15 protein-coding genes are annotated in these 15,439 nt (G+C 60.7%); 13 read left to right on the forward strand and 2 right to left on the reverse strand.

Going from position 1 to position 15,439, the window contains the following annotated elements; translation table 11 throughout:
* Positions 1-40 precede the first annotated feature (40 nt).
* The 11 genes from H043_RS0123495 (at position 41) to H043_RS0123545 (ending at position 11,933) form a co-directional block, all read left to right on the forward strand.
* The gene (locus H043_RS0123495) at positions 41-412 is read left to right on the forward strand and encodes a chemotaxis response regulator CheY (RefSeq protein ID WP_024012118.1); all 372 of its coding nucleotides are present in this window, start codon (positions 41-43) and stop codon (positions 410-412) included.
* Between the two features lie 17 nt (positions 413-429).
* On the forward strand, positions 430-1,218 hold the full coding sequence (locus H043_RS0123500; protein WP_027613919.1) for a protein phosphatase CheZ: 789 nt from the start codon (positions 430-432) through the stop codon (positions 1,216-1,218).
* A 54-nt stretch (positions 1,219-1,272) separates the two neighbouring features.
* Positions 1,273-3,555, forward strand: a complete 2,283-nt coding sequence (locus H043_RS0123505) for a chemotaxis protein CheA (RefSeq protein WP_027613920.1) — start codon at positions 1,273-1,275, stop codon at positions 3,553-3,555.
* Positions 3,556-3,604: 49 nt separating this feature from the next.
* Positions 3,605-4,741, forward strand: a complete 1,137-nt coding sequence (locus H043_RS0123510) for a chemotaxis response regulator protein-glutamate methylesterase (protein WP_027613921.1) — start codon at positions 3,605-3,607, stop codon at positions 4,739-4,741.
* Positions 4,741-5,481, forward strand: coding sequence for a flagellar motor protein (locus tag H043_RS0123515; protein ID WP_007967839.1), 741 nt, complete (start codon positions 4,741-4,743; stop codon positions 5,479-5,481). The genes H043_RS0123510 and H043_RS0123515 overlap by 1 nt, the downstream gene beginning before the upstream one ends.
* Before the next feature lie 15 nt (positions 5,482-5,496).
* Entirely contained in the window at positions 5,497-6,387 is an 891-nt protein-coding gene (motD, locus tag H043_RS0123520; RefSeq protein ID WP_027613922.1) for a flagellar motor protein MotD, read from the forward strand.
* Between the two features lie 43 nt (positions 6,388-6,430).
* Entirely contained in the window at positions 6,431-7,219 is a 789-nt protein-coding gene (locus H043_RS0123525) for a ParA family protein (protein ID WP_003222933.1), read from the forward strand.
* 105 nt (positions 7,220-7,324) lie between these two features.
* Positions 7,325-8,287, forward strand: a complete 963-nt coding sequence (locus H043_RS0123530; RefSeq protein ID WP_027613923.1) for a CheW domain-containing protein — start codon at positions 7,325-7,327, stop codon at positions 8,285-8,287.
* A 90-nt stretch (positions 8,288-8,377) separates the two neighbouring features.
* Positions 8,378-8,863: a chemotaxis protein CheW gene (locus tag H043_RS0123535; RefSeq protein ID WP_003222936.1), complete on the forward strand. Its 486-nt coding sequence runs from the start codon at positions 8,378-8,380 to the stop codon at positions 8,861-8,863.
* Positions 8,864-9,256 carry a DUF2802 domain-containing protein gene (locus tag H043_RS0123540; RefSeq protein ID WP_007961680.1) on the forward strand — a complete coding sequence of 131 codons (393 nt, stop codon included), beginning with the start codon at positions 8,864-8,866 and terminating at the stop codon, positions 9,254-9,256. It abuts the gene before it with no gap.
* Between the two features lie 235 nt (positions 9,257-9,491).
* Positions 9,492-11,933 carry a PIG-L family deacetylase gene (locus H043_RS0123545; RefSeq protein WP_027613924.1) on the forward strand — a complete coding sequence of 814 codons (2,442 nt, stop codon included), beginning with the start codon at positions 9,492-9,494 and terminating at the stop codon, positions 11,931-11,933.
* Between the two features lie 45 nt (positions 11,934-11,978).
* On the opposite strand, the gene H043_RS0123550 is transcribed toward H043_RS0123545, so the two are convergent.
* Both H043_RS0123550 and H043_RS0123555 read right to left on the reverse strand, forming a co-directional pair.
* Entirely contained in the window at positions 11,979-12,308 is a 330-nt protein-coding gene (locus H043_RS0123550; RefSeq protein WP_027613925.1) for an EscU/YscU/HrcU family type III secretion system export apparatus switch protein, read from the reverse strand.
* The gene (locus tag H043_RS0123555; RefSeq protein WP_027613926.1) at positions 12,305-13,885 is read right to left on the reverse strand and encodes a flagellar hook-length control protein FliK; all 1,581 of its coding nucleotides are present in this window, start codon (positions 13,883-13,885) and stop codon (positions 12,305-12,307) included. The genes H043_RS0123550 and H043_RS0123555 overlap by 4 nt, the downstream gene beginning before the upstream one ends.
* 197 nt (positions 13,886-14,082) lie before the next feature.
* Between H043_RS0123555 and ccmA the strand changes: the two genes are divergently transcribed.
* Both ccmA and ccmB read left to right on the forward strand, forming a co-directional pair.
* Positions 14,083-14,718 (forward strand): cytochrome c biogenesis heme-transporting ATPase CcmA, encoded by a 636-nt coding sequence (gene ccmA / locus H043_RS0123560; protein ID WP_027613927.1) that lies wholly within the window; start codon positions 14,083-14,085, stop codon positions 14,716-14,718.
* Positions 14,715-15,383 (forward strand): heme exporter protein CcmB, encoded by a 669-nt coding sequence (gene ccmB / locus H043_RS0123565; RefSeq protein ID WP_003222942.1) that lies wholly within the window; start codon positions 14,715-14,717, stop codon positions 15,381-15,383. The genes ccmA and ccmB overlap by 4 nt, the downstream gene beginning before the upstream one ends.
* The last annotated feature ends 56 nt before the right edge of the window (positions 15,384-15,439 follow it).

A 15,439-nucleotide genomic window follows, 5' to 3' on the forward strand; every position in this document is an offset into this window, starting at 1 on the left:
GCGCGTTTAAGACTGCTTGGAGGTCGAATTGAACAAAGACATGAAAATCCTCATCGTTGATGACTTCTCAACGATGCGGCGGATCATCAAGAACCTGCTGCGCGATCTCGGGTTCACCAACACCGTCGAGGCCGACGATGGCACTACCGCCATTCCGGTACTCAACAGCGGCAGCATCGACTTTCTGGTAACGGACTGGAACATGCCGGGCATGACCGGTATCGACTTGCTGCGCCACGTGCGTGCCGATGAAAAACTCAAGCATCTGCCGGTGCTGATGGTGACCGCTGAAGCCAAGCGCGAGCAAATCATCGAGGCCGCTCAGGCCGGTGTGAACGGCTACGTGGTCAAACCTTTCACGGCTCAGGCGTTGAAAGACAAAATCGAGAAGATTTTCGAACGCATCGGCTGATGACGCGCGGGGGAGCTATGGAGCATAACGAATCTTCACAGGGCGATTTCGAGTCGACCCTGAAAAAACACGCGGTCGAACTGGTCGAGAGCCTTGAAAAAGGCAGGTTCGGCGACGCTGTGCAACTGATCCATGAGCTCAATCAGACCCGTGACCGCGGCCTGTATCAGGAAGTGGGCAAGCTCACACGCGAACTGCACAGTGCGATCGTCAATTTCCAGATCGATCCGCACATGCCGCAGGCCGAGGAAGTGTCGCAAATCACCGACGCCACCGAACGCCTGGGCTATGTGGTCAAGCTGACCGAAGCCGCGGCCAACCGCACCATGGATCTGGTGGAAAGCGCCACCCCGGTGGTCAATGGCCTGGCTGAAGAAGCCCAGGCGCTGAGCACCGATTGGGGCCGCTTCATGCGTCGTGAAGTCGGAGCTGAAGAGTTCCGCGAACTGGCGCGCCGGGTCGACGGTTTTCTGTCACGCAGCAGCACGGACAACCGTGCGGTGTCGAGCAACCTCAACGACATCCTGCTGGCTCAGGATTACCAGGACCTCACCGGTCAAGTGATCAAGCGTGTGACCCAACTGGTCACCGAAGTCGAAAGCAATTTGCTCAAACTCGTCCTCATGGCCAGTCAGGTTGACCGCTTTGCGGGCATCGAACACGACCGTGCCGCGATGCTTGCAGAAAAAGATCCACAAAAACATCTCTCGCAGGGTGAAGGTCCGCAGATTCATGCCGATAAACGAGAAGACGTTGTGTCCGGTCAGGACGATGTGGACGATTTGTTATCCAGCCTCGGATTCTAGAGTTTTGGAATTTTAGGTTTTTTGGGTTTTTAGACCTGTAGGAGCACCCCATTAATGAGCTTCGGCGCCGATGAAGAGATCCTTCAGGATTTCCTGGTTGAGGCCGGCGAGATTCTTGAGCAACTGTCCGAGCAACTGGTCGAGCTGGAAAGCCGCCCGGATGACGCAGATCTGCTCAACGCAATTTTTCGCGGTTTCCACACTGTAAAAGGGGGCGCCGGCTTCCTTCAGCTCAACGAGCTGGTGGAGTGCTGTCACATCGCCGAAAACGTGTTCGACATCCTGCGCAAGGGTGAGCGTCGCGTTGATGCAGAACTGATGGACGTGGTGCTTGAAGCACTGGACGCGGTGAACAGCATGTTCAGCGAAGTCCGTGAACGTGCACCGATCACTGCTGCAACCCCGGAACTGCTGGCCGCGCTGGCGCGTCTGGCCGAACCGCAAACGGCCGACGAAGCACCGGCTTCGCCAGTGGCCGAGATGATCGAAGAACTGGTCGTCGATGGCGATTCGAGCGATTCGGGCGACATCACCGATAACGAATTTGAACAACTGCTGGATTCGCTGAACGCCGTCAAGGCCGAAGCCGAAGCCCCGGCTGCTGCTGCACCTGCGCCGGCTGCCGATGCGACCGCCAGCGATGAAATCACCGACGCCGAATTCGAGTCGTTGCTCGATCAACTGCACGGCAAAGGCCAGTTCGCGCCAGACGCCGTGGCACCGACCGCGGCCGCTCCAGCGGCACCGGCGGCGGGCGACAGCTCGGACATCACCGACGACGAATTCGAAGCACTGCTCGATCAGTTGCATGGCAAGGGCAACTTTGCCGTGGAAGCGCTGGAATCGGCGATCGCCTCGGCACCGGTTGCGCCTGCCGCACCGGCGGCCGCCGCTGCCGGCAGCGATCTGATCAGCGATCACGAATTCGAATCGCTGCTCGACGAGTTGCATGGCAAAGGCAAGTTCACCGATGTTGGCGCCGCTGCTGCGGGCACCGCGTCGACTGTGGTCGCGCCTGCCGCCAAGGCCGTCGCCGCTCCGGCTGCTGCGCCGAAGGCTGCGCCCAAGCCTGAGCCGAAAGCCGAAGCGCCAAAACCGGCCGCCGCTGCTGCACCGGCCCCGGCCCGTGCTGCCGCTGCTCCGCCGCCGGAAAAACCGGCGAGCGAAGCCGAGACCACCGTGCGGGTCGATACCGCGCGTCTCGACGAAATCATGAACATGGTCGGCGAGCTGGTGCTGGTGCGTAACCGTCTGGTGCGCCTGGGTCTCAACAGCGGCGACGAAGCCATGTCCAAGGCCGTGTCGAACCTCGACGTGGTCACGGCTGACTTGCAGACCGCGGTGATGAAGACCCGGATGCAGCCGATCAAGAAGGTCTTCGGGCGCTTCCCGCGTCTGGTTCGCGACCTCGCGCGTCAGCTGAAGAAAGAGATCAACCTGGAACTGGTGGGTGAAGAAACCGACCTCGACAAAAACCTTGTCGAGGCCCTGGCCGACCCGTTGGTCCACTTGGTGCGTAACGCTGTCGACCACGGCATCGAATCGCCGGAAGAGCGCGAAGCTTCGGGCAAGGCCCGTGGCGGTCGCGTGGTACTGGCCGCCGAGCAGGAAGGCGATCACATCCTGTTGTCGATCTCCGACGACGGCAAGGGCATGGACCCGAACGTCCTGCGTTCGATCGCGGTAAAACGCGGTGTGATGGACAAGGACGCGGCCGATCGCCTGAGCGATACCGAGTGCTACAACCTGATTTTCGCCCCGGGTTTCTCGACCAAGACCGAGATCTCCGACGTGTCCGGCCGCGGTGTCGGCATGGACGTGGTGAAGACCAAGATTTCCCAGCTCAACGGTTCGATCAACATCTACTCGACCAAGGGCCAGGGCTCGAAGATCGTCATCAAGGTGCCGCTGACGCTTGCGATCATGCCGACCCTGATGGTGATGCTCGGCAATCAGGCGTTTGCGTTCCCGTTGGTCAACGTCAACGAAATCTTCCACCTCGACCTGTCGACCACCAACGTGGTGGATGGCCAGGAAGTGGTGATCGTGCGGGACAAGGCGCTGCCATTGTTCTACCTCAAGCGCTGGCTGGTCAGCTCCGCCGCTCACGAAGAGCAGCGCGAAGGCCATGTGGTGATTCTTTCGGTGGGCACCCAGCGGATCGGCTTCGTCGTCGATCAACTGGTCGGCCAGGAAGAAGTGGTCATCAAGCCATTGGGCAAAATGCTGCAGGGCACTCCGGGCATGTCCGGCGCCACCATCACCGGTGACGGCCGCATCGCGCTGATTCTCGATGTTCCAAGCATGCTCAAGCGTTACGCGACGAAGCGTATTTGAATCCGGGGCAGCGGGGCGACGACGTCCCGCCGCACCTAATGGAGTGTTTATGGCAGTCAAAGTCCTGGTGGTGGACGATTCGGGTTTTTTCCGCCGCCGCGTCTCGGAAATTCTTTCAGCGGATCCGAGCATCCAGGTGGTCGGCACGGCCACCAACGGTAAAGAGGCGATCGATCAGGCCCTGGCCCTCAAGCCGGACGTGATCACCATGGACTACGAGATGCCGATGATGGATGGCATCACGGCGGTGCGGCACATCATGCAGCGCTGCCCGACCCCGGTGTTGATGTTCTCCTCGCTGACGCACGAAGGCGCCCGGGTCACCCTGGATGCGCTGGACGCCGGCGCGGTGGATTTCCTGCCGAAGAATTTCGAAGACATCTCGCGCAACCCCGAGAAGGTCAAGCAACTGCTGTGCGAGAAGGTCCACAGCATCTCGCGCAGTAATCGTCGTTTCAGTGCCTACAGTGCGCCGGCTCCGGCCGCTGCACCGACGCCTGCGCCAGCCCCGGCGGCTTCGAGCTTCAGCAGCCACAGCGCTGCTGCACCGACGCGTCCGGCGCCTGCTCCAGCACCTGCGCGTGCGCCAGCCGCCAGCGCGTCGTCGCCGGCACCGAAACGCAAAGCCTACAAACTGGTTGCCATCGGCACTTCGACCGGCGGCCCGGTTGCCCTGCAACGGGTGCTGACCCAGTTGCCGGCGAACTTCCCGGCGCCGATCGTGCTGATCCAGCACATGCCCGCGGCGTTCACCAAGGCCTTTGCCGAGCGTCTGGACAAGCTGTGCCGCATCAGCGTCAAGGAAGCCGAGGATGGCGACATCCTGCGTCCGGGCCTGGCGCTGCTGGCCCCGGGTGGCAAGCAGATGATGGTCGACGGCCGTGGCGCGGTGAAAATCCTGCCGGGCGACGAGCGTCTGAACTACAAGCCGTGCGTGGACATCACCTTCGGTTCCGCAGCCAAGTCCTACGGTGACAAAGTTCTGGCGGTGGTCCTCACCGGCATGGGCGCCGACGGCCGCGAAGGCGCGCGTCTGCTCAAACAGGGCGGCAGCTCGGTATGGGCACAAGACGAAGCAAGCTGCGTGATCTACGGCATGCCGATGGCCATCGTCAAAGCCGATCTGGCTGACGCGGTGTATGGCCTGGACGACATTGGCAAGCACATCGTCGAGGCGTGTATCTGATGGATGTTTTAAGCCTTATCGGGATTATCCTGGCGTTCGTCGCCATCATCGGCGGCAACTTCCTTGAGGGCGGACACCTCGGCGCGCTGGCCAACGGCCCGGCGGCGCTGATCGTGCTCGGGGGCACCATCGGTGCCGCGCTGCTGCAATCGCCGATGAGCGCGTTCAAGCGCGCCATGCAGATTCTCGCCTGGATCCTGTTTCCGCCACGGGTGGACCTGGCCGGCGGCATCGACCGCGTGGTCAACTGGAGCCTCACCGCGCGCAAGGAAGGCCTGCTCGGCCTGGAAGGCGTCGCCGATGCCGAACCGGACAACTACTCACGCAAGGGCCTGCAACTGCTGGTCGATGGCGCCGAACCGGAAGCGATCCGCAGCATCCTCGAAGTGGACTTCTACACCCAGGAAGCGCGCGACATCGAGGCCGCCAAAGTCTTCGAAAGCATGGGCGGCTACGCGCCGACCATCGGCATCATCGGTGCGGTGATGGGCCTGATTCATGTGATGGGCAACCTCGCTGATCCGACCCAATTGGGCAGCGGCATTGCCGTGGCATTCGTCGCGACCATCTACGGCGTGGCCAGTGCCAACCTGGTGTTGCTGCCGGTGGCGGCCAAGCTCAAGTCAATCGCGTTGCGGCAGTCGCGTTATCGCGAAATGTTGTTGGAAGGTATTTTGTCGATCGCCGAAGGTGAAAACCCTCGCTCTATCGAGCTGAAGCTTCAGGGCTTCATGGATTGATGGGGGTAATGGACTATGGCTCGCCGCAGGCATCAGGAAGAACACGTTAATCACGAGCGCTGGCTCGTGTCCTACGCGGATTTCATCACGCTGTTGTTCGCGTTCTTTGTGGTGATGTACTCGATCTCGTCGATCAACGAAGGCAAGTACAAGGTCATTTCCGAGGCGCTGATCGGGGTTTTCACTGACTCCGATCGCTCGCTCAAGCCGATCCCGATCGGTGAGGAACGGCCAAAGACCGTGACCCCGGCCAAGCCGTTGGTCAAGGACAGCGAGCAGGTCGATGCCGGTATCGCCGGGGCCAGCGATCCGCTGAAAAGTATTGCCGATGACATCAGTGCCGCGTTCGGCGACTTGATCGCTTCCAACCAGATGACCGTGCGCGGCAACGAGTTGTGGGTCGAGATCGAACTCAATTCCAGCCTGTTGTTCGGCAGTGGCGACGCAATGCCGAGTGATATCGCGTTCAACATCATCGACAAGGTCGCGGCGATCCTCAAACCGTTCGACAACCCGATCCACGTCGAAGGCTTCACCGACGATCAGCCGATCCGCACCGCGCAGTACCCGACCAACTGGGAACTGTCCTCGGCGCGTTCGGCGAGTATCGTGCGGATGCTGGCGATGCAGGGCGTCAACCCCGGGCGTCTGGCCTCGGTGGGTTACGGTGAGTTTCAGCCGGTGGCCAACAACGCCACCGCCGAAGGCCGGGCGAAAAACCGTCGTGTGGTGCTGGTGGTGTCGCGCAACCTCGATGTGCGCCGCAGCCTGACCGGTACCGGTACCGCCAATGCGCAACCGGACGCGGCATTGAAGCGCGCTGGCACACAAACTGCACCGTCCCCGGTCAAGACGCCGGGACGCGAGAGTGCCGTCAATTCTCCGTCGCCCGCATTAATACGCTGAGCTATGTCTCGGTCGAGCATCTCGGCCGGGAGGAACGAACCGAATGAGAGTCTGGGCAGTCGCCAATCAAAAGGGTGGTGTCGGTAAAACCACATCTTCCATCGCTTTAGCCGGATTGCTGGCGGAGGCGGGCAAGCGCGTGGTTGTGGTCGATCTCGACCCGCACGGCTCGATGACCAGCTATTTCGGCTACGACCCCGACAGCCTGGAGCACAGCAACTACGACCTGTTTCTGCACAAGGGCAGCGTGCCGCAAGGCTTGCCCGGACAGTTGCTGCTGTCGACCAGCGACGAACGCATTTCCCTGTTGCCGTCGAGTACCGCACTCGCCACCCTTGAGCGCCAGTCGCCGGGGCAGAGTGGTTTGGGCCTGGTGATCGCCAAGAGTCTGGCGCAGCTGTGGCAGGACTTTGATTACGCGATCATCGACAGCCCGCCGTTGCTCGGCGTGTTGATGGTCAACGCCCTGGCCGCGAGCCAGCAACTGGTGATCCCGGTGCAGACCGAGCACCTGGCCGTCAAAGGTCTGGAGCGCATGGTCAACACCCTGGCGATGATCAACCGCTCGCGCAAACAGGCGCTGCCGTTCAGCATCGTGCCGACCCTGTTCGACCGCCGCACCCAGGCGTCGCTGGGCACCTTGCGCGTGCTGCGTGACAAATTCCCGGAAGAGATCTGGCAGGGTTACATCCCGGTCGATACCCGTCTGCGCGACGCCAGCCGGGCCGGTGTCACGCCTTCGCAGTTCGACGGCAAGAGTCGTGGCGTGCTGGCTTACCGCGCGCTGCTCAAGCATCTGCTGGCGCAACAACTTGTTCCGCAGGTGGCCTGAGATGACCGTGTTCCGATCACGCATGCCTGAATTGCACAAATCCTGTGGGAGCGAGCCTGCTCGCGAAGCTGGCGACGCGGTTTCCCTGTCTGGCGCTGTTGACCGATGAACCGCCCAATCCAGCTGACATCGCGTCCGCAACTGGCGTTGCAGTCCTATCTGGACAGCCTGCTGCAGGAAATCCCTGACGAGTTGCCGCCAGTGGAAGTGCAGGTCGAGGCGCCGGTCGAGGTGGTCGAAAGAGCTGCGGCGCTGGATGAATTCCAGGCGGCGATGCTTGAAGAGCAGGCGCGTGATGCGCAGAAAGCCGCCAAGCCTGCTGCCCCGGTTGCCGCGCCTGCCGCCGCACCGATCGCCAAGGCGCCAGTGGCGTTGATCGAAGAAGCCGAGCCGCCACGCGCGCCGGTATCGACACTCGCACCGCTGCTGCAAACCCAATTGCTGAAAACCGCGCCGGAACCGGTTGTGGCCGAACCGGCGTCGGTGGCACCGGCACCCGTCGAACAGACGCTGGTGCCGCCAGTGGTGGAAGTGCACCTGCCACCGAGCAACACGCCGCCACCGGTGGAAACCGATGGCCGTCCGGCCTGGGCTTCGGAAGCCTTCGAATGCCTGTTGTTCGATGTTGCCGGGCTGACGCTGGCGGTGCCGCTGGTGTGCCTCGGTTCGATCTATTCGCTGGCTGGCCACGAATTGACGCCGCTGTTCGGGCAGCCGGAATGGTTCCTCGGGATTCTGCCGAGCCAGGCCGGCAATCTGAAAGTGTTGGACACGGCGCGTTGGGTCATGCCGGATCGCTATCGCGATGACTTCCGTCAGGGCCTGCAGTACGTGATTTCGGTACAAGGTTACGAATGGGGCCTGGCGGTGCATCAGGTCAGCCGTTCGTTGCGTCTGGATCCGAATGAAATCAAATGGAGAAGTCACCGGGGTCAGCGGCCATGGCTTGCCGGCACGGTGATCGAGCACATGTGTGCATTACTTGATGTAGCCGCGCTGGCCGAGTTGATCGCCAGCGGCGGGGCAAAGCACTTGGGCGGCCACAAGCCGCTACATAAATCGACATAGCAGCCGACATAACAGTCAGGCGAAGGCATTTTTCAATGCCTCCACACAGAACACACACCGCCCAGTGCGGTTTTTTCGAGGGGTCAGGGTATGAGTAGTCAGGCGACGAATGCAAAAGGTTCTGAAGATCCGATCCTGCAATGGGTGACCTTCAAGCTGGACAACGAAACCTACGGCATCAACGTGATGCGCGTTCAGGAAGTCCTGCGTTACACCGAAATCGCGCCGGTACCGGGTGCGCCAAGCTACGTGCTGGGCATCATCAACCTGCGCGGTAACGTGGTCACCGTGATCGACACCCGTCAGCGCTTCGGCCTGAACAGCGGCGAGATCAGCGACAACACCCGTATCGTCATCATCGAAGCCGACAAGCAAGTGGTCGGGATCATGGTCGACAGCGTGGCCGAAGTGGTTTACCTGCGTCAGTCGGAAATCGAGACTGCGCCAAACGTCGGCAACGAAGAGTCGGCCAAGTTCATCCAGGGCGTGTGCAACAAGAACAACGAGTTGCTGATCCTGGTCGAGCTGGACAAGATGATGAGCGAAGAAGAATGGTCGGAACTGGAGAGCATCTGATTGATTCTCGAGGTTGCGGTCATTGTCCTGTTCCTCTTCTGGGCAGGCACGCTGGCAATGTTTCTGGCGTACATCAAGGCGCAGCGGGTGATCGCTGCGCAACAGGCTCAGGGCGATGCGCTGCGTGATCAGCGCATCAAGGACCTGGCCAAGCGTGTCGACGACTATCAGAACGGCAACGTGCGCATGGGCGAAGCCCTGCACGAGCTGCGCTCGGTAGTCGGTCCGTTGCCGGACAAGATTGTCGCGCTGGAACAACGCGACCCGTCGAGCCTGTCGTTCGCCCAGGCGGCGAAACTGGTGGGCATGGGCGCGAGCGTCGATGAGCTGACCCAGTCCTGCGGCTTGACCCAGGCTGAGGCGGAGTTGATGCGCAAGCTGCACAGAAGCTGATATGCGTAGAGGCATGTCATTTAAATAAGAATCGCCGGTCATGCCGGCGATTTTTTTTGCGCTCGATTTTGTTGCCTGATTCGCCCATGGCCGTCTGTCTGAACTGTTATTTCTGACAGTAGAGAATTTCGCTCATCGCTCCTCACACTGCTCGTGACTCGCGATAGTCCCGTCGGCTTTTCAGGCAGACGCGTCTGATCGCCAATTCACCGATCCAGCCAATCGTGGAGTGGGTATGCATTTGCCAGCCAGAATCGAGCGCGTGAAAAAAGTCCGGTCACCCGGTGTTGCCGCCCTGTGGCTGGCAGTCGTGCTGCTCCTGACGGCTTGTCAGGCTCAGGTCAGCAGGCTTGCTCCAGAAGCCAATATGACCGACCGGCAAAATTGTCACGGTGTCCACCTGGTCAATGTCGTTGCGCATATGGACGACGATCTGCTGTTTATTGATCCGCGGATTTCGCAAGTTCTGGCTGCCGGCGGCTGTGTGACCAGTATCTTCATGAACGGTGGCAGTTCTGGCGCCGGTTTCGACTATGTGTTGAAGCGCGAAAGCGCATCGAGAAAAGCCTATGAAAAAATGCTGGGTTTTGCGACCGGATGGACGCCTTACCTGATATTCACTGATTCAGCCATTGTGATGAGCGTCAAGGCCAATGAGCGACCTGGATTGAAGCTCATATTTTTGCGCGTGCCGGGAGGGGACGTTCGTGGTGGAGATGTGCCGCTGGCCGATATGCTCGACCTCGATAAAACTGTTCGGAGTTGGCCATATCTGGACTCGGCCTCAGGTCCGGTAAACCTCTACAGTCGAACATCTTTTGTGCAGCTCTTGACTGAGCTGATCATCAATGAAGGAGCCACCCGGGTGTATGCACTCAATCCGGACACCGTCCCGTACACGGAGCATCCTGACCATATTTATTCGGCACGTTTGACGCGCCTGGCCTTGCGCGGGATCAGTGCAGATATCCCGGTGGTTTATCACGAGACCTATCCCTCGGCGGCCCTCGCTCCTAACGTGGACCCGGCAGCGGTGCAGGCGAAACGGCATGTTGTCGCCAGTTACTTTCATTTTGAAGGGGCTGAGCCAGTCAGCAGTGCGTACAGTGAAGCCACCTGGAATGGCAATTGGGTGGCGCGACTCAATTTCACGCTCAGCCATGCTCACGCCGCCGGGCCACTGGTGAATATCCCTTTCAGACCGCTAGTCAATTTCCAGACGCAACAGTGCCTGGTTGCCAATGGATTGGGGCAGCAGGTGACACTGGATGGATGTGAGCCAGACGCTGACCAGTGCTGGGCGTTTGTGCCCTCCGACATTGCAGTCGGCGCGAGCAGGGGAGTTGCACTGCTGAAAACAGCCTCTGGCCATTGCATAGCGCGTCAGAATGGCCAATTGATCGAACGCGCATGTGAAAGCAATGAGCCCTCTCAACACTGGACTCCGTGGGATTTCGGGAAAATTTATGTTCCCGGAGCGCAGGGGCAATGCCTGGACGGAGTACAGCCGAGCTTGATAGCGGATTGCAGGGAGTTTGCGGGTTCTACGTTGTGGGTGCGCAGCATCGATAACATCGACAGCAATGATTCGATGGAAGTGGCGCTGATGGGGGATGTCATCGGTGACGGGACGAACCGGACGGTGCAAGTGCAGCGCCGGGAGGATGGTCCAGGTGTCGATATTTGGGTCACGTCGCTGGACGCAGACGCGATTGCATCCGAGAAATGGTATGAGGACAGACTTTCATTTGATCCAGACTCTTTTGATTCCGGGTGTGCTACAGCCCTTTGCTACGACACTACGCGCTATCTGCTGGCGGATTTCACAGGTGACGGCAAGGCTGATCTGATGGCGATATCGCCCGGAAACGCTGACGAAACCATTTTCAGGCTATTGAAGAATGAAGGCGGGCATTTTGCTGATCCGGTTATCTGGCGTTCGGTTCAGCAAGGGCATGCCTACCGGCAAGCTCAGCAATATCTGGCTGGCGACTTCAGAGGCGTCGGCAAGCAAGATGTGTTGATCGTGCAAACCCTGAATAACACAGTGTCCGATTTCTGGCTGATGGAGAATAAAGGGGCGAGTCTGGGCATTCCCGCTCATTGGGGAGATGCTCGAAAAAACCCATTGCCGGTCCATTTCTACAGCGCCAGACTGGACAACGATGGCAAGGATGATGTGCTCGCTGTTGATTCAAGTGAGCAGTTCTTGAAGCTGCTCACCTACAGGAGCAGCGGCCGTTCTCTGGATTTTGAGAAAGTGTTGGAGTTGCCGGGCTACTATTCCGCGCGTTCGAAGACCACAGTGCTGGATTCGCCGATTACCAAACTGACCGATCTATGGGTGCTGCATGCCCGATCAGACGGTAGTGATATCAATTTCTGGAAAGTCGAAAATCCTGGCGGCGGAGAGTTCGAAGAGCCTTCGTCTCCGGCTTTCGAGACGAGCGTGCTTAATTGGGCCGACGTGCGGCCTTATGGGCTGGGGACGGGCAGGCAGATCCTGCTTCCCTATCGCGTCAACGATCCTGTGCATGAGTATTACTGGCGAATCGGGAAAATTGGCTTCAAGGCACTGAATCTCTCCGAGCAAGGTATGCCCCTCGAGATCAAGGATTATGGACGTTCACCACGGTTTGAATGGGCGAACCTGCAGTGGCGAGCGCGCTTGAACTGAATGTCGAGCGGGGACGCGTGCACTTGAGCTTGTATCCGGCGCGGCCTAGTGATCAGCCCCGCGTTCGGTAACGTCCTTCTCGACCATCGGCGCATCCGGATCCTGCCCCTCGGGGAATTTCCCCTTCAGATTCCACGCGAACGCGATGATCTCGGCGATCGTGCGGTACAGCTCCTCGGGAATGCTGTCGCCCAGTTCCATCCGCGCCAACAGCCGCACCAGCTCGGCGTTTTCATAGATCGGCACTTCGCAGTCGCGGGCGATGCGCAGGATTTCTTCGGCCAGTTCCTCGTCGCCCTTGGCGGTGAGGGTCGGGGCGTGGTTGCCGTCGTATTTGAGGGCGATGGCCTGGCGTGGAGCAGTGGAATCGTTCATGCGGTTTCGTCGACCCAGCGGTGTTCGAGGCGGGTTTGATTGCCTTGCGGCGGGGTGCCGAGGTGGCAGTCGAGATCGCCGACATTCAGGCCGCGTTCGAGCAGGCGCTGACGCAGCGCGAACAGATTGGTTTCGATCAGGTCTGCGGTGTACGGGCGTTCGGCCCAGAGCTGACTCGACAGGCTGCCAGCAATCAACTGCGCCTGAATCTGCATCGGCCCCAACGGCTCCATGTCGAACGCCAGGTCGACGCGCCACAGCTGCTGTTTGGGCTCGCGTTCGTCACGGCGTTCGTTGGGTTGCGGTTCTCTTTCCGGCGCTTCTTCGCGCTGAAACTTGACCTGCAACGGCACGATGTCCTGCAGGTTGCGCATGGGGATTTCCAGCTGCCAGGTGCTGAGCAGGCGACCATCGTCGGTGAGCCCAGTCTGTTCCAGGCTCGACAGTTGATGGCTTTGCAGGCGCGACACGGCTGCCGCGGCGAGGCGCAGCAGATGTTCCAGATCGCCTTCACCTTCGAGGCTTTGCAGCAGGCGGTCGGGCAGCGGGAAACTGCTCGGCACGGGTTTGGCGCTGACCTGACCGAGGGTGCCGAGGGCGTTGCGCACGAAACTCGGCAGCGCCTGTGCCAGGGTGTTGGCAGCGATGATCGCGTTGAAACTGGCATTGCCCGGCGCACCCGGCGACAGCTGTGCGATCAGTTTGAGCAGATCGGCTTTCATGTCCGGGGCCAGCGCCGGATTCTGTCCGGTCAGCAATTTGGCTTCGAGGAAGGCGCCGCTGTTGGCCAGGGCCAGCGCCACGCCTTTGGCGGTGCTCATTTGCTGCACATCGGGCAGGTTGGCGAGCAGGCGCGTGACGGCAGCGCGCAGGTCCTGCGAGGTCTGATCGTCGTCGCTCGGCAGGTTTTGCAGAGCATTGAGCAAACCGTCCAGCGAACCTTGGCGAGTCTGCTGGCCGAGCAGTTGCTGGCTCACCGCCAATTGCTCCTGACGGCTGCTCAGTGGCACGAACTTGAGGGTTTGCGAGTCTTCGACCAGTGCCGAGAGCAGGGTGCCGATGCGCAGTGGCGTCGGGCTGTCGATGTCCAGTGTGGCGCCACTTTGCGCGGTGTTGAGCAGGCTCACCAGCGAGCGGTACACCGTCGGCTGTCCCGGCACTTGCGGCAGTGTCTGCGAGGTCAGCACCTTGCCTTGCAGCAGCGTGCCGACCGGCAACTGCGCGGTGTCGATGCGGGTGAGGGCGGCGACGCTGCTGGCAATCGCCTGTTGCACGGTGATCGCCAGATTGCCCGCCGACGGCTGAGTGACGGCCAGGTTGGTGCCGGTCGGCAACGGCAGGTTGCTGCTGGCTTGCACGGTGGTCTGCCGGCCGCCGTCGACGGTCACCTTGAGCAGCAGTTGAAAGGTCTGATCCGCCTGCCTGAGTGACAACACCTCGGCCTGGGCGCTTTGCCCGGCGCCGATCAGGCCTTCGACCGGGGTCAGCAGCTTGAGCAACTCACCGCTCATCACCAGCGGGCGCGTGTTCGCCGGGGTGGCGGGCGGCAGCGGGAGGATGTTCATTTCGCCTGTCATACGCGGACACAACCTGAGGAAATTGCGCTCTTGGGAGTAAGGCACGGCATGTATAATGCCGCGCGTCTTGCGCTTCGTTCAGAAAACATAGCAATTGTTTGATCCAGCTCTCTGCTTCGCACCGTCATTGCATTTATCCTGCATCTCTTTAACGGCCGCGCCAGAGCCGACTTGAACCGTATAAGGCCCGTGATCCCTTGACCAGTCCTGTCCTGCAAACCGTTGCCCTTGCCTGTGAGCGAGACCTGCGGCTGCTCTTCGAAAATCTCGAATTGCGACTGGCCAGTGGCGATATGGTGCAGATCAGCGGCCCCAACGGCAGCGGCAAGACCAGCCTGCTGCGTCTGTTGTCCGGGTTGATGCAGCCGACCAGCGGTCAAGTGCTGCTCAACGGCCAGCCCTTGACTGCACAACCGAGCGAACTGGCGCGCAACCTGTTGTGGATCGGCCACGCTGCCGGGATCAAGGACCTGCTGACCCCGGAAGAGAACCTGTCCTGGCTCTGCGCCCTGCATCGGCCGGCCGGGCGCGAGGCGATCTGGCAGGCGTTGGCAGCCGTAGGATTGCGCGGATTCGAAGACGTTCCCTGCCACACCCTGTCCGCCGGTCAGCAACGCCGCGTGGCGCTGGCGCGGCTGTATCTGGACAGCCCGCCGCTGTGGATTCTCGACGAGCCGTTCACCGCGCTCGACAAACAGGGCGTGGCGCAGCTTGAAGAACACTTGGCCGGGCACTGCGAGCGCGGCGGTCTGGTGGTTCTGACCACGCACCACACATTGAGCCGGATGCCGGCCGGTTATCGCGATATCGATCTGGGGAACTGGGCAGTATGAGTGTGTTCGGCCTGCTGGTTGCCCGTGAGTCCCGTTTGCTGTTTCGTCGCCCGGCGGAACTGGCCAATCCGCTGATTTTCTTCGCCATCGTCATCGCCTTGTTCCCGCTGGCCGTCGGCCCGGAAACTCAAGTCTTGCAAAACCTGTCCCCGGGGTTAGTCTGGGTGGCCGCGTTGTTGTCGGTCCTGCTTTCGCTGGACGGACTGTTTCGCAGTGATTTCGAAGATGGCTCCCTGGAACAGTGGGTCCTTTCGCCGCACCCGCTGCCCCTACTGGTGCTGGCCAAGGTGCTGGCACACTGGCTGTTCTCGGGACTGGCACTGGTTCTGCTCTCGCCGTTGCTGGCGTTGATGCTCGGTTTGCCGGTCGCCTGCCTGCCGGTGTTGCTGTTGTCGTTGCTGCTGGGTACACCGGTGCTGAGCCTGCTCGGTGCGGTGGGCGCGGCGCTGACGGTTGGTTTGAAACGCGGCGGCCTGTTGCTGGCGTTGCTGATTCTGCCGTTGTACATCCCGGTGTTGATCCTGGGCAGTGGCGCTTTGCAGGCCGCCTTGCAAGGCATGCCGGCGACCGGGTATCTGCTGTGGCTGGGTAGCCTGACCGCCCTGGCGATCACCCTGACACCTTTTGCAATAGCTGCTGGCCTGAAGATCAGCGTCGGCGAATAATGAGGTCTGGTTAAAATTTAACCAGCAAAGACCCTGAGACTGCTCACACCGATGAG

Origin of the sequence: Pseudomonas sp. URIL14HWK12:I6, assembly GCF_000514195.1 — a bacterium.
Lineage (GTDB): Bacteria > Pseudomonadota > Gammaproteobacteria > Pseudomonadales > Pseudomonadaceae > Aquipseudomonas > Aquipseudomonas putida_A.

Coding starts and splice junctions, on each gene's coding strand:
- H043_RS0123550 (WP_027613925.1), bottom strand. CDS start 12,308: ATGAACGATTCCACTGCTCCACGCCAGGCCATCGCCCTCAAATACGAC.
- ccmB (WP_003222942.1), top strand. CDS start 14,715: ATGAGTGTGTTCGGCCTGCTGGTTGCCCGTGAGTCCCGTTTGCTGTTT.
- H043_RS0123535 (WP_003222936.1), top strand. CDS start 8,378: ATGAGTAGTCAGGCGACGAATGCAAAAGGTTCTGAAGATCCGATCCTG.
- H043_RS0123525 (WP_003222933.1), top strand. CDS start 6,431: ATGAGAGTCTGGGCAGTCGCCAATCAAAAGGGTGGTGTCGGTAAAACC.
- motD (WP_027613922.1), top strand. CDS start 5,497: ATGGCTCGCCGCAGGCATCAGGAAGAACACGTTAATCACGAGCGCTGG.
- H043_RS0123495 (WP_024012118.1), top strand. CDS start 41: ATGAAAATCCTCATCGTTGATGACTTCTCAACGATGCGGCGGATCATC.
- H043_RS0123500 (WP_027613919.1), top strand. CDS start 430: ATGGAGCATAACGAATCTTCACAGGGCGATTTCGAGTCGACCCTGAAA.
- H043_RS0123510 (WP_027613921.1), top strand. CDS start 3,605: ATGGCAGTCAAAGTCCTGGTGGTGGACGATTCGGGTTTTTTCCGCCGC.
- H043_RS0123555 (WP_027613926.1), bottom strand. CDS start 13,885: ATGACAGGCGAAATGAACATCCTCCCGCTGCCGCCCGCCACCCCGGCG.
- H043_RS0123530 (WP_027613923.1), top strand. CDS start 7,325: ATGAACCGCCCAATCCAGCTGACATCGCGTCCGCAACTGGCGTTGCAG.
- H043_RS0123515 (WP_007967839.1), top strand. CDS start 4,741: ATGGATGTTTTAAGCCTTATCGGGATTATCCTGGCGTTCGTCGCCATC.
- H043_RS0123505 (WP_027613920.1), top strand. CDS start 1,273: ATGAGCTTCGGCGCCGATGAAGAGATCCTTCAGGATTTCCTGGTTGAG.
- H043_RS0123545 (WP_027613924.1), top strand. CDS start 9,492: ATGCATTTGCCAGCCAGAATCGAGCGCGTGAAAAAAGTCCGGTCACCC.